The 13,487-nt window shown below is 58.8% G+C and carries 11 protein-coding genes; 4 read left to right on the top strand and 7 right to left on the bottom strand.

What is annotated here, in order from left to right:
* Nucleotide 1 precedes the first annotated feature (1 nt).
* The 6 genes from upp to AC2TEL_RS00030 form a co-directional block, all read right to left on the bottom strand.
* Complete coding sequence (gene upp, locus AC2TEL_RS00055; protein ID WP_480842654.1) at nt 2-634, bottom strand: uracil phosphoribosyltransferase; 633 nt, start codon at nt 632-634, stop codon at nt 2-4.
* Nucleotides 631-1,617, bottom strand: coding sequence for an adenosine deaminase (locus tag AC2TEL_RS00050; protein ID WP_480842656.1), 987 nt, complete (start codon nt 1,615-1,617; stop codon nt 631-633). The genes upp and AC2TEL_RS00050 overlap by 4 nt, the downstream gene beginning before the upstream one ends.
* Nucleotides 1,614-2,825, bottom strand: coding sequence for a phosphopentomutase (locus tag AC2TEL_RS00045; RefSeq protein WP_480842657.1), 1,212 nt, complete (start codon nt 2,823-2,825; stop codon nt 1,614-1,616). The genes AC2TEL_RS00050 and AC2TEL_RS00045 overlap by 4 nt, the downstream gene beginning before the upstream one ends.
* Entirely contained in the window at nt 2,822-4,129 is a 1,308-nt protein-coding gene (locus tag AC2TEL_RS00040; protein WP_480901325.1) for a thymidine phosphorylase, read from the bottom strand. The genes AC2TEL_RS00045 and AC2TEL_RS00040 overlap by 4 nt, the downstream gene beginning before the upstream one ends.
* Nucleotides 4,130-4,133: 4 nt before the next feature.
* On the bottom strand, nt 4,134-4,526 hold the full coding sequence (locus AC2TEL_RS00035) for a cytidine deaminase (protein WP_480901840.1): 393 nt from the start codon (nt 4,524-4,526) through the stop codon (nt 4,134-4,136).
* A gap of 105 nt (nt 4,527-4,631) precedes the next feature.
* Nucleotides 4,632-5,717 carry a cupin domain-containing protein gene (locus AC2TEL_RS00030; RefSeq protein WP_480901323.1) on the bottom strand — a complete coding sequence of 362 codons (1,086 nt, stop codon included), beginning with the start codon at nt 5,715-5,717 and terminating at the stop codon, nt 4,632-4,634.
* Nucleotides 5,718-5,861: 144 nt separating this feature from the next.
* Here AC2TEL_RS00030 and AC2TEL_RS00025 point away from each other — a divergent pair, with 144 nt between their 5' ends.
* The 4 genes from AC2TEL_RS00025 to AC2TEL_RS00010 all read left to right on the top strand — a co-directional run bounded on the left by AC2TEL_RS00025 (nt 5,862) and on the right by AC2TEL_RS00010 (nt 12,209).
* A complete protein-coding gene (locus AC2TEL_RS00025; protein ID WP_480901321.1) occupies nt 5,862-8,135 on the top strand; it encodes an NADP-dependent malic enzyme in 2,274 nt (757 codons plus the stop codon).
* Nucleotides 8,136-8,168: 33 nt separating this feature from the next.
* Entirely contained in the window at nt 8,169-8,558 is a 390-nt protein-coding gene (locus AC2TEL_RS00020; RefSeq protein ID WP_480901319.1) for a GFA family protein, read from the top strand.
* A 230-nt stretch (nt 8,559-8,788) separates the two neighbouring features.
* Nucleotides 8,789-10,678: a propionate-CoA ligase PrpE gene (gene prpE / locus AC2TEL_RS00015; protein WP_480861920.1), complete on the top strand. Its 1,890-nt coding sequence runs from the start codon at nt 8,789-8,791 to the stop codon at nt 10,676-10,678.
* Nucleotides 10,679-10,769: 91 nt separating this feature from the next.
* The gene (locus AC2TEL_RS00010) at nt 10,770-12,209 is read left to right on the top strand and encodes an amidase family protein (RefSeq protein ID WP_480901317.1); all 1,440 of its coding nucleotides are present in this window, start codon (nt 10,770-10,772) and stop codon (nt 12,207-12,209) included.
* Between the two features lie 270 nt (nt 12,210-12,479).
* Here the strand turns inward: AC2TEL_RS00010 and AC2TEL_RS00005 are convergent, their stop codons facing one another.
* Nucleotides 12,480-13,241 (bottom strand): NAD kinase, encoded by a 762-nt coding sequence (locus AC2TEL_RS00005; RefSeq protein ID WP_480842672.1) that lies wholly within the window; start codon nt 13,239-13,241, stop codon nt 12,480-12,482.
* Between the last annotated feature and the right edge of the window lie 246 nt (nt 13,242-13,487).

The raw sequence follows: 13,487 nt of genomic DNA, 5'->3' as shown, positions 1-13,487 counted from the left end.
GTTACTTGGTGCCAAACATCCGGTCACCGGCATCGCCCAACCCCGGCATGATATAACCCTTGGAGTTCAGTTCGCGATCCAACGAAGCGGTGACGATCTTGACGTCGGGATGCGCGTCTTTCATCCGCGCGACCCCTTCGGGTGCGGCCAGCAGGCAGAGAAAGCGAATATCGGTCGCGCCAGCCTCTTTCAACAGATCGATTGCCGCGGCCGAGCTGTTGCCGGTCGCCAACATCGGGTCCACCGCAATAACCAGGCGATCTTTCAGCCCTTCGGGCGCCTTGAAGTAATACTGCACCGGTTTCAGCGTTTCCTCGTCACGGTAAAGGCCGACAAAACCCACGCGCGCCGAAGGGATCAGTTCCAGAACGCCATCCAGCATCCCGTTTCCCGCCCGCAAGATCGAGACCAGCGCCAGCTTTTTGCCGGCCAGTATAGGGGCGTCCATTTCCTCCATGGGCGTTTCAATATGGCGCGTGGTCAGTTTCAGCTCGCGCGTGACCTCATAAGCCAGCAACAACGTGATCTCGCGCAGCAATTGCCGGAATACGGCGGTCGAAGTGCCCTTGTCCCGCATGAGCGTCAGTTTGTGCTGCACCAGCGGGTGATCGACGACAGTCAGGTGTTCGCTCATGTTTTCTCCAGTCTCTTTTTGACCCGCGCGCGGGTGTCTTCATCGCAAAAGGCCGCGTTCAGCGCGGTTTCGTTCAGCGCTGCGAAATCCTCGGCCTCCCAGCCAAAGGCCTGATTCAACATCTCATATTCGCGCCGCATCGTGGTATGGAAAAACGGAGGGTCATCGGTGGACACTGTTACCTTGACACCTGCGTCCCGAAGCCGGGCGATTGGGTGCGCCGCAAACTCGGGGAACACACCCAGGACCACGTTTGAACCCGGACAAACTTCAAGCGTGACCTCGCGGTCCATCAGTTCGCGCAGCAGATCCGGGTCTTCGATGGCGCGAACCCCGTGACCGACCCGCTCCACGCCCAGATCGCGCACTGCATCACGGACGCTTTCGGGACCACCGAATTCGCCTGCGTGCGTGGTCAGGCGCAGCCCGGCCTCGCGCGCGCAGTCGAACGCCCATTTGTAATCGCCCTGCGCGCCAACGGATTCGTTGCCGCCCATGCCAAAGCCGGTGATCCAATCGCCTGCGGTTTCAGCTGCACAATATGCGCTGCGTTTGGCTTGTTCGGGTCCGAAGTGACGCACGCAGGTGACGACGCCGCGCAGGGTAATATCGAATTTTCGTTCAGCTTCATCGGCAGCGTCCTGAATCGCGTTCAGATAATCCTGCCAGGCATGCAAATCACCGCCTCCGCAGAAATCCGGGCTGAGAAATGTTTCGGAGTATACCACCCCATTCGCCGCACTCTCCTCGAGTATCGCAAGCGTCAGGCGGCGGAAGTCTTCAGGCGTCTTCAGGACTTCGCAGGCAGCCTCGTAAACGCTGAGGAAATGCGCAAAATCCCGGAAGTCATACGACCCGTCGGGATTGAAAATACCACTCAGATCGATGCGCTTTTCGTGTGCCAGCTGGCGGATAAAGGCCGGTGGTGCTGCGCCCTCGTGATGCAGGTGTAGTTCTATTTTTGGAAGGTCTGCGACGGTCATAGGAATGTCCTTCCCGGCCCCTGTGCCGGAATGTTCAGATGTTGTGCAATGCTTGCAGCGACGTCGGCGAAATCAATCTGACCGATTTGGCCCGCGCCAAGCCCTGCGATTACTACCGGAACCTGTTCGCGCGTATGGTCGGTGCCGGTCCAGCTTGGATCATTGCCGTGATCGGCGGTCAACAGCATCAGGTCACCAGGCCGTAGCTTTTGCAGGATCAATCCAATCTCGCGGTCGAACCATTCCAGCGCACGCGCATAGCCGCTGATGTCGCGGCGGTGACCAAAAAGGCTGTCGAACTCGACGAAATTGGCGAAGGTCAGGCTTCCGTCTTCGGCCTCATCGACCAGATCGGACAAGTGCCCCATCAGCTCAGCATCCGAACCCTTGCGAAGCGTGTCGATCCCCTGCATCGAAAAGATGTCACCAATCTTGCCCACCGCATGCACCCGACGCCCGGCATCCTGTGCCCAGTTGGTCAGCACCGGTGCGGGTGGCAGCATCGCAAAATCCTTGCGATTGGTGGTGCGGGTGAAACCCTCCTCCGGCGAGCCGACAAAGGGCCGCGCGATAACCCGGCCCACCCTCATCTCATGCAGTCGCGGCGCAAGCGCCTTGCACATGCCGAGCAGTCGGTCGAGACCGAAGCTCTGCTCGTGCGCCGCAATCTGGAACACGCTGTCGGCCGAGGTATAGCAGATGGGCCGGCCGCTGCGCATATGCTCAGCGCCCAGTTCCGCAATGATCGCCGTGCCGGACGCGTGGCAATCGCCCAGAATGCCGTCGGTTCCGGCGGCTTCGGCGGCGGCCCAGCTCAGATCGGCGGGAAAGGCCGGGACCGCGTCGGGAAAATAATGCCAGTCCCACGGCACTGGCAGACCCGCCAATTCCCAATGCCCCGAGGGCGTATCCTTACCCGGAGAATGTTCCCGCGCACAGCCCCACAGACCACTCGGCGCTGCTTCCAGCCCCGGCGTCGCGTCGCCTGACGCCAAACGCGCGGCCGCACCGATTCCGAGTGCATCGAGATTTGGCAAACGAAGAAGCCCCGATCGCCCTTCTTCGGCGCGCCCGTCGGCGCAGGCCTGCGCGATATGTGCCAGTGTGTTGGCCCCAGTGTCCGGAATATCGCCATTGAAGAACCGTGCTGCGTCCGGAGCGCCGCCAATGCCGACAGAGTCCATCACCACAAGAAACGCGCGGCTCATGCAGTGATCCTTTCATGCACCAGGTTGGGTGCGTTCACTGGTGTTTCGCTGATGGTGACGGCCTGCACGACAGCCGTTTCCGCCCGACGCGCGGTCTCTTCGCGCGCGGCGTGGACTACCGCCAAAGGCTCGCCCCTGGAGACCCGCGTGCCCAGTTTCAGGATGTTTGACAACCCGACCGCCGGGTCGATTTCATCGCTTTCGACCTGACGCCCACCGCCCAGCGCAACAACGGCCAAACCTAACGCCTCTCCATCAATGGCAGTCACAAATCCGTCACAGGGGGCGGGGATTTCCTGAATGACATTCGCCTCGGGAAGAAACCGCGCCCAGTTGTCAACAAATTGAACCGGTCCGCCAACAGCTGCCATCATGCGGCCAAAGCGCTCGGCGGCGCGCCCATCGCGGATGATCCCGGCGATCCGCGCGTATCCGTCTTCGAAGGTATCGCACATTCCAGCATCAACCAGCAGAGTTCCACCGAGTTCGGCAGATATTTCGGCCAGCGGCGACACACCTCCGCTTGTCAGCACCTTCATCACCTCGGCCACCTCCAGCGCATTGCCCAATGCCGGGGCCAAAGGCTGGTCCATGTCGGTGATCACCGCCGAAGTCCGGCACCCGGCGGCATTGGCCGTTTCGGTCAAGGCCTGCGCCAGCTTTCGAGCTTCCTCATGCGTTTTCATGAACGCACCGCTGCCAGCCTTGACGTCCAGAACCAGGGCATCCGGGCTGGCCGCAAGCTTCTTGGACAGGATCGACGCGGTGATCAGATCGAGGCTTTCCACCGTTGCCGTCACATCGCGCACCGCGTAGAGACGTTTGTCGGCAGGGGCGATCTGACCCGTTGCACCAACAATGGCAGCCCCGGTTTCGTTCAGAATCTGCGTCAGGCGGCCCTGCCCGATCTGCGTCGTGACGCCCGGTATCGCCTCGAGCTTGTCCAGCGTTCCGCCCGTATGCCCCAGCCCGCGCCCCGAGATCATCGGAACGTAGGCGCCGCATTCGGCCAGCGCCGGGGCAAGTACCAGGCTGACGCAATCGCCGACCCCACCGGTTGAATGCTTGTCGATCACCGGGCCATCGAAATTCCAGTTCAGCACCTCGCCACTGTCACGCATGGCGACGGTCAGGTCGGCCCGGCCCTGAGCACCCAGCCCCCCCATGCAGACCGCCATGGCAAAGGCCCCGGCCTGCGCATCGCTGACCCCACCATCCGCCAGACCTTGCGCGAACCAGATCAACTCATCACGGGTGGGAACGTCGTGTCGGCGCAGTTTGGAAATGATCGAGCGCGCATCCATTGGCTCAAGCGCCCTCCATATGCGAGGCGCCGAATGCACCGGGCAGCAACTGACCAATTGTCGTTTTCTGTTCAGCACCATCCGCTGTTGCGAGCGTTACCGGAACATCCGCCTTGCCGAACTCGGCCAGCTTTTGCCGGCAGCCCCCGCAAGGCGGCACGGGCTGCGGGCTGGAGGCTACTACATAGACCTCGACCAGTTCCTGCTCGCCGGCAGCAACCATAGCCGCGATGGCTCCGGCCTCGGCGCAAGTCCCTTCGGGGTAGGCCACATTTTCGACATTGCAGCCGGAGTAAACCTCGCCCGAAGCAGACCGGATCGCCGCGCCGACCTTGAAGTTCGAATAGGGCGCATAAGCATTTTCGCGAACGGACAGGGCAGCATCTTTAAGCGGCATGGCGATTCCCCAATTTTTGATCATCTGGTCAGAATGCCATACCCTAAATGAAAGCAGGCGGGGAATTGAAGCCCCACCTGATTATTTTCCACAGCGATTTTCAGCCTAGCCTAAGGTCGTGTTGAATGTGCCGGGCAGAGTGACCTCGAGCAGTTCAACATCATCCGACGGATCAGACAGCCGCGTTCGCATTCCGGGCGGGACAACAAAGGCATCGCCATGCTCCAACCGGTATGGTTCGCGACCTTCGCCCTCAAGCGTCACTTCACCATTCATCACAAAGGTAAAGTGGATATCAGTGTCGTGGGTAGCCCAGACCGGGTCACCCTGCCCCCGACGCACGACCTGAACACCGGCGACGCCCTTTGTATTCTCGGCGATCGTCGTGTCCCGGCAGATGTAGCCCGGCAGACGGAAAGGCATCCACTTAGCATCCTTGCCTTGATTGTACACGAACCGCTGCCCCTGCCATTCACGATCGGGGCGCAGATGCGGGGTCGGCAATTCCATATCGTGATCAATTTCGGTGACATGTTCAGCAGGAACACCGATCTCGATCACCTGCACGTTGTCGGACGCTTCCAGAACGCGATGCCTGATTTCAGGTGGCTGAATGAAACAGTCGCCAGCCGTCAGCCGCATCTTTTTGCCCTGATCCTCATAAACCACATCGACCCAGCCATGGATGCAGAAGATCAACTGAAACCCGACCTTGTGAAAGTGCACCATGTCGGGCACCGGTCCGCCATCCGGAATTCGAATGTGGCTGGCAATGATCGACCCGCCCAGACGATCCGGCACCAGGTCACGATAATGCATCCCGGCACGCCCAATGATCCAAGGCGCCTGATCCTTGAGCCTGCGCACAACGAAGGAGTGAACCGTTTCAGGCATTACCAGCGGTGGATGACGCTCTTCGATTTCGATGCGCGTTCCATTCGGGGCCACCAGACTGCGCTCTCCATCCGCAAAGCCATCCGGGTCATCGGTGAGAATGCGCAACGCACCGGGACCCTCGGTCGCGTCTTTTTCGATACGAAGCCGCAGCCCGTGGCCGGAAAACACAGCTACCCGCGGGTCGTCCGCCGGGTAGATCATATCCATCCGCATACCCAGTACCTTGGTATAAAAGGGAATGTCGTCTCGCAATTCGTTTGTTGGGATACGAAACTCGGCTATGGTGTCGGTCATGCTGTTCTCCTCTGCGCCGGACAGTGGAGGTCGGTACGGGAATTTGCAAGACGCCGCCGGTCGTCGACTGATTCCGATTCTAGGTTTCCCCGGCGTCAAAACTAGTTTAACACTAAACTAAATTCCAAAATGGAAAGCTCAACGATGTCCGATACACCCAGCCTGCGGCAGGCCGCGCTTGACTATCACGCCCATCCAAAACCCGGAAAGCTTGAAATCAAGGCCACCAAACCGATGGCCAACGGCCGCGATCTGGCACGGGCCTATTCACCGGGTGTTGCGGAGGCCAGCCTTGAGATCAAGAATGACCCGGACAACGCCGAGAAATACACGTCACGCGGAAATCTGGTGGCCGTGGTTTCCAACGGAACTGCAGTTCTGGGGCTTGGCAATATCGGTGCACTTGCCTCCAAACCAGTGATGGAAGGCAAGGCTGTCCTGTTCAAGAAATTCGCCGGCATCGACTGCTTCGACATCGAGGTCAACCAACCGGACCCGGAAAAGCTTGCTGAGATCGTTTGCGCGCTGGAGCCGACTTTTGGCGCAATCAACCTGGAAGACATCAAAGCGCCGGACTGCTTCACCGTCGAGAAGATGTGCCGCGAGCGGATGAACATTCCCGTCTTTCACGACGATCAGCACGGCACCGCCATTGTTGTTGGCGCCGCTGCCAAGAACGCCCTGCACGTCGCCGGCAAAAAATTTGAGGACATCAAAATCGTCTCGACCGGTGGCGGCGCGGCTGGAATCGCTTGCCTGAACATGTTGGTTAAACTGGGCGTCAAACGCGAAAACATCTGGCTGTGCGATATTCACGGATTGGTCTACGAGGGTCGCGCCGAAGATATGAACCCGCATAAAGACCGGTTCGCGCAGAAGTGTGACCTGCGCACTTTGGATGATGTGATTGACGGCGCGGACTTGTTTCTTGGGCTCAGTGGCCAAAATGTTCTGAAACCCGAAATGGTCGAGAGGATGGCGAAAACGCCGATCATTTTCGCACTCGCCAACCCCACCCCCGAAATCCTGCCGCAAGCCGCACGCGAGGTCGCACCGGATGCGATTATTGCGACGGGCCGCAGCGATTTCCCCAATCAGGTCAACAACGTTCTGTGTTTTCCCTTCATTTTCCGGGGCGCGCTGGACGTAGGTGCAACCGAGATCAACGACGAGATGCAGATCGCCTGCGTTGACGGCATAGCCGAGATGGCCCGCGCCACAACCAGCGCCGAGGCCGCTGCGGCGTATAAGGGTGAACAGCTTACCTTTGGCCCCGACTACCTGATCCCCAAGCCTTTTGATCCGCGTCTGGTGGGCGTCGTGTCTTCTTCGGTGGCCAAAGCTGCGATGGACAGTGGTGTCGCCAAGCGCCCGATCGAGGATATCGAAGCCTACAAAGAAAAACTGAACCAGACCGTGTTCAAATCGGCCCTGCTGATGCGGCCGGTCTTCGAGGCCGCTGCGGCAGCTTCGCGGCGCATTGTCTTTGCCGAGGGCGAAGATGAACGCGTGTTGCGGGCCGCTCAGGCCGTTCTCGAGGAAACCACGGAAACGCCAATCCTCATCGGGCGTCCGGACGTGATTGGAGCGCGCTGCGAACGGCTGGGGCTGACAGTACGCCCCGGTCAGGACTTTCAGATCGTGAACCCCGAAAATGACCCGCGCTATTATGATTACTGGAACTCCTATCACGAGATCATGCAGCGCCGGGGGGTAACACCTGATCTGGCCAAAGCGATCATGCGTACGAATACCACAGCCATCGGTGCGATCATGGTGCATCGGGGCGAGGCCGACAGCATGATCTGCGGTACGTTTGGCGAATATCGATGGCATCTGAATTATGTCGAGCAGGTGCTTGATGACGGTGATTTGCGCCCGCACGGCGCGCTGTCACTGATGATCCTCGAAGACGGTCCGCTTTTCATAGCCGATACGCATGTACGCCAGTTACCTACACCCGAGGAACTTGCCGAAAGCACGATCGGAGCCGCCCGCCATGTACGGCGCTTCGGGATTGAGCCCAAGATTGCATTCTGTTCACAATCGCAGTTCGGCAATCAGGCCGAGGGGTCCGGCAAGCGTCTGCGCGCGGCGCTGAATATACTGGACAGCCAACCAAGAGATTTCGTCTATGAGGGCGAAATGAATCTGGACCTCGCTCTGGACCCTGGGCTACGTGATCGCATTTTTCCGAACTCGCGATTGGAAGGCGCTGCAAACGTTTTGATCTTCGCGCATGCGGACGCGGCCAGCGGTGTTCGCAATATCCTGAAAATGAAGGCTGACGGCCTAGAGGTCGGTCCGATCCTGATGGGAATGGGCAACAAGGCGCATATCGTGACACCATCGATCACCGCACGTGGTCTGCTGAACATGGCAGCAATTGCGGGCACACCGGTCGCCCATTACGGTTGACACATCCCGTGTCAGTATTTGAAAAATGTTGGCATGAAGGGACACTGCCACTGTCAATCGGTTCGATGGGAAAGCCAGGCTGATATTGCCTGGAGTTGCTATTGTCATTGTTCGGACTGCCGTCGCAATTGTGCCGCACCTGTAACGGCGTTCTTTGGTCTACCGCATGACACCGTTGTGTGGTCCGGCGATGAGCCACGCGTATACCGCTCATCCGAAGACGTCGAGCGCCTTTTCTGTGGAACGTGCGGCACTCAAATGGCCTATCGGAATGCGCGGGACCAGGTGAATATCCACCTTTATACCGCAACAATAGAAGACCCGGATTCCCTGCCACCGGCGTTTCATGTCTTTCACGCGGATCGGTTGCGTTGGTTGAATATTGATGACGCGCTTCCGCGCTATGCCAAATCGTCCTCCTGATCCGAATCTCAGGGCGCCAGCATTTGCAGGTCAAAGTTAGCAAATTTGCAAAAACCCGGGTAATTTTGCCCGACGAACATGAAAAGAAAGATTTTTGCAAAACTTTGCAGCGATATTTTGCCGTTTCTGCAAATATTTTGCGATAAACTGACGCGTCGTTAACCGACTTGCTTGTCCGACGTGCCCGGGTTGCCTAACACATTGCTCAATGCGTTTGGGAGGAGAACACCGTGGCGTATCAGAACGTTTACGACAGCTGGAAAACCGACCCTGAGGGGTTCTGGATGGACGCCGCCAAGGGAATTGACTGGGTTCGCCCACCAAGCAAGGCGCTTTTTGCCGAGAATGCCCCACTTTATGAGTGGTTCAGCGATGCCCGCGTGAACACCTGCTGGAACGCGGTCGACCGCCATGTCGAAAACGGGCGCGGCGAACAGACAGCCATTATCTACGACAGCCCGATCACACACACCAAGCGTGAGATCTCATATGTCGAGCTGCGCAATCGCGTGGCCAACCTGGCGGGCGCTTTGCGCGCCAAGGGTGTCGAAAAAGGCGACCGCGTCATCATCTACATGCCGATGATTCCCGAAGCGCTTGAGGCCATGTTGGCCTGTGCCCGGTTGGGCGCTGTACATTCGGTCGTATTTGGCGGCTTTGCGAGCAACGAGCTTGCGGTACGTATCGACGACGCAAAACCCAAAGCGATCATCGCGGCCTCGTGCGGTATGGAGCCCGGTCGCGTGGTACATTACAAACCCCTGCTGGACGGCGCGATTGAAATGGCCGACCACAAGCCCGAGTTCTGTGTGATTTTTCAGCGCGAACAGGAAGTGGCGCAGTTGATTGAAGGACGCGATTTCAACTGGCACGGGTTCCAGTACGGAGTCGAGCCGGCGGAGTGCGTCCCGGTAGACGGCAACGATCCTGCCTATATACTCTATACTTCGGGCACAACCGGCGCCCCGAAAGGTGTTGTGCGCCCCACCGCTGGACATCTGGTGGCGCTGAACTGGACGATGAAGAACATCTACAATGTCGATCCGGGTGACGTGTTCTGGGCAGCCTCGGATGTGGGCTGGGTCGTGGGACACTCTTATATCTGCTATGCCCCGCTGATCCACGGCAACACCACAATTGTGTTCGAGGGTAAGCCCGTTGGCACTCCGGATGCCGGAACCTTCTGGCGCGTAATTTCCGAGCACAAGGTGAAAAGCTTCTTCACCGCCCCGACCGCCATCCGTGCCGTCAAACGCGAAGACCCCAAGGGCGAGTTGCTGGCAAACTACGACCTGTCCTGCCTCAATGCCTTGTTCCTGGCCGGGGAGCGGGCCGACCCGGATACGATTACCTGGGCGCAGGACGCGCTGAATGTACCGGTCATCGACCATTGGTGGCAAACCGAAACCGGCTGGGCAATCGCAGGAAACCCGCTGGGGATCGAGGAACTGCCGGTCAAGCTGGGATCGCCCGCGAAGCCGATGCCGGGTTATGACGTGCAGATTCTGGACGAAGGCGGGCATACGATGAAACCCGGTGAGTTGGGGGCCATCGCGGTGAAACTCCCCCTGCCCCCCGGAACTTTGCCGACCCTTTGGAATGCCGAGGACCGGTTCAAGAAATCCTATCTTGAACACTTCCCGGGCTACTACGAAACGGGTGATGCGGGCATGATCGACGAAGACGGTTACCTCTACATCATGGCGCGCACGGATGACGTGATCAACGTCGCGGGCCATCGCCTGTCCACTGGCGGTATGGAAGAAGTTCTGGCCGCCCACCCCGATGTCGCGGAATGCGCTGTTATCGGTGTATCGGATCAGTTGAAAGGTCAAATGCCGGTTGGGTTCCTTTGCCTGAACGCAGGGACGGAGCGCGATAACGGTGAGGTCGTGCAGGAAGTCGTCAAAATGGTGCGCGAGAAAATCGGCCCTGTCGCTGCCTTCAAACTCGCGGTCGTGGTCGATCGGCTACCCAAGACCCGATCGGGCAAAATCCTGCGTGGCACCATGGTGTCGATTGCAGATGGCAAGGACTACAAGATGCCCGCCACCATCGACGATCCGGCCATCCTGGACGAGATTTCATCGGCGCTGAAAACCATCGGGTACGCACAATAGTCCCGGCGGGGCGGCCATGCCGCCCTATGCTTTTGTTTCTCTTGCAACCCGCCCCAGTCCTCCTACTGTCGTGCCAGGACAGTGAGGGCACATGACACATACCGACTACTGGCGTCTGAGCGCCACCGAGTTGACGGAACTGACCCGGACCGGAGACCTGAGCGCCGATGATGCCGTTCAAAGCGCTCTGGACCGGATGGATCAGGTCAATCCCGACTTGAATGCCGTTGTCGAAGACCTGCGCACAGAAGCGCTGGAACGTGCCCGGATATTAGATCGGGACCGCTCGCAGGGAAAACCAGTAGGTTCCCTGCATGGGGTTCCGGTTACTATCAAGGTAAATGTCGACCAGAAAGGCCACCCCACAACCAACGGAGTGATCGCCTTGAAAGAGGCCATCGCTCCGGACGACGCACCCGTCGTGACCAACTTGTTGAACGCGGGTGCCGTGGTGATCGGGCGAACGAACACGCCGGAATTTTCCTTTCGCGCCGATACAGACAATCCCCTGCACGGGCGTACCCATAATCCCTGGGGTCGGCATATCTCACCCGGTGGCTCGTCCGGTGGTGCGGGTGCAGCCGTGATCGCGGGCATCGGTGCTTTGGGTCATGGCAATGACATCGGTGGCAGCCTCCGATTTCCGGCAGCAGCCAACGGCGCGGTGACGGTCAAACCCGGCCTTGGTCGTGTACCGGCGTGGAACCCTGGCCAAAAAGCCGAACGCGGACTGCTGGCCCAATCCATGTCGGTTCAGGGATTGATCACTCGCTCAGCCGCGGACCTTCACCTGTCCATGCCCAGTCTGATTGCCGCTGATCCGCGTGATCCCTTTCATGTTCCGCTTCCGTGGCACGGTGAAGATTTGGACACCCCGATCAAGGTGGCCTTCACCAAGAACACCTTTGGATACGCCCTGCACCCGGAGGTCGAAAAAGCCCTGGACACAGCACGGGACGCATTGGTCGATGCCGGTTACCTGGTCGAGGAGATCGACCCGCCAGACGTCTTCGAATGTGGTCGCAACGGATACCGCGCATTGATGGGTGAAGTACTGACCCTTATGAAAAGCGACATCGAAGTTGCCGGGTCCGAGACGATACGCGAAATTTTCGACGTCTACTTTCAGGAGTTTCCACCAATCGTCGAAACCGATCTGCTGCAGATGATGGCAAAACGCAGCCACTATGCCCGCGAGTGGTCGCTGTTTTTGCAGGACTATCCTTTGGTGCTGTCGCCGTTCCTGCCCCAGCCGTTTTTCAAACCCGACCGGGACACTGAAGGAGCTGAGGGTGTGCACGAAGTCCTTGGCTGCGCGGTCTATTCCTACGCGATGAACTTTCTTGGGTTGCCCGCGGCGTGCGTTCCCGCGCGATTGGCGGAATTGCCGCAAGGCCCCAAGCCGATCAACGTACAGGTCGCAGCACGGCGCTGGCGTGAAGACCTAGCCGTTGATGCCGCCGCTGCAATCGAAGCGCGAGTCGGGCAGATGGCTCCGATCCTTTGGGAAAAGATGCAGGCAGAGGTCTGAACCGCCATTTTCAGCAGTCCACAAAAAATCGACCCCGGGTTTTTGTGCCCGGGGTCCGCATACTAAAATATGCCCGGATTTCTGATGACGAGCGTAGCACCACCCACCCTCGCCAGCGCGTAAACTGCGCAATCATTCGAAAACACCGTTGGGTGGCCACTCACTTCCACCCTGGCGTGTTCTCCGGGCAAGATCACGGTATCAAACGACACTTGCGCTGCATGTGAACTGGTTCACACAAAACGCGAAAAGTCTGTTATGGGACGGAATTTATGTGAATTGCTCAGATATTAAGCGTTCTTCCAGCCCGTGACCCGGGTCAAACAGAATGCGATGCTGCACGGCGGGCTCTGATCTGATCTCAACCCAGTCAATATCGGGAATTGAGATCGAATCGGCATCCGCCATGACCGGACGTTTATCCGCTTCGATTACGTCGAAACGGACTTGAGCTGTCTTGGGCAGCAATGCCCCGCGCCAACGGCGAGGCCGAAAGGCCGCAATCGCCGTCAGGGCCAGCACGTCAGAACCGATCGGCAGAATCGGGCCATGCGCGGAATAGTTGTAGGCGGTAGATCCCGCCGGCGTGGACAAAAGCGCTCCGTCGCAGACAAGCTCGTCCAGCCGCTCGCGGCCATCGACCGAGATTCTCAATCGCGCTGCCTGCGGACCCGCGCGCAGCAGTGAGACTTCGTTGATCGCCAGTGCTTCATGGAGTTTTCCCGACTGATCCATCGCCTTCATGATCAGAGGATTGATCACCTCTTCCTCTGCCGCCGCCAGCCGGGCCATCAGGTCGGTCTCGGCATACTCATTCATCAAGAAACCGATCGTCCCGCGATTCATGCCATAGACCGGTGTGTTCAGGTGCTGGGTATTGTGCAATGTGCGCAACATGAACCCATCTCCGCCAAGTGCGACCACGACATCCGCGTCCCGTGGCGCCACATTTCCATAACGCGCCACCAGCGTATCCCGGGCGGTTTGCGCCACTTGGACGTCGCTGGCAAGAAAGGCGATTCTCTTGGTCATGATTTGTGGTTTCCGGTGCTGCACATTTGGTTCCGAAACAAACACACCTTTCCGCATTACGCCAGACTTGACGCCATAGCGGGCCATTTCGTCGCTTTACAGCCTTTTTAGCGTACCCGGTTTCCTATAGGAAATCCGCCAAACGTACCCCAGCCAGTCGGAGCCCCAATGAACGCCAATCTTCGTGACACCGGTTTTTTCACCCAGTCCCTTGCCGAGCGTGACCCCGAGCTGTTCGGCTCGATC

It is taken from the genome of Ruegeria sp. HKCCD9138 (assembly GCF_057220975.1).
Note: the sequence above shows the minus strand (reverse complement) of the source record. Positions and strands in the feature narration are given on the sequence as shown.

Excerpts from the sequence above, each read along its gene's own strand:
- upp (WP_480842654.1), bottom strand. The coding sequence starts at position 634 with ATGAGCGAACACCTGACTGTCGTCGATCACCCGCTGGTGCAGCACAAA.
- AC2TEL_RS00050 (WP_480842656.1), bottom strand. The coding sequence starts at position 1,617 with ATGACCGTCGCAGACCTTCCAAAAATAGAACTACACCTGCATCACGAG.
- AC2TEL_RS00045 (WP_480842657.1), bottom strand. The coding sequence starts at position 2,825 with ATGAGCCGCGCGTTTCTTGTGGTGATGGACTCTGTCGGCATTGGCGGC.
- AC2TEL_RS00040 (WP_480901325.1), bottom strand. The coding sequence starts at position 4,129 with ATGGATGCGCGCTCGATCATTTCCAAACTGCGCCGACACGACGTTCCC.
- AC2TEL_RS00035 (WP_480901840.1), bottom strand. The coding sequence starts at position 4,526 with ATGCCGCTTAAAGATGCTGCCCTGTCCGTTCGCGAAAATGCTTATGCG.
- AC2TEL_RS00030 (WP_480901323.1), bottom strand. The coding sequence starts at position 5,717 with ATGACCGACACCATAGCCGAGTTTCGTATCCCAACAAACGAATTGCGA.
- AC2TEL_RS00025 (WP_480901321.1), top strand. The coding sequence starts at position 5,862 with ATGTCCGATACACCCAGCCTGCGGCAGGCCGCGCTTGACTATCACGCC.
- AC2TEL_RS00020 (WP_480901319.1), top strand. The coding sequence starts at position 8,169 with ATGAAGGGACACTGCCACTGTCAATCGGTTCGATGGGAAAGCCAGGCT.
- AC2TEL_RS00010 (WP_480901317.1), top strand. The coding sequence starts at position 10,770 with ATGACACATACCGACTACTGGCGTCTGAGCGCCACCGAGTTGACGGAA.
- AC2TEL_RS00005 (WP_480842672.1), bottom strand. The coding sequence starts at position 13,241 with ATGACCAAGAGAATCGCCTTTCTTGCCAGCGACGTCCAAGTGGCGCAA.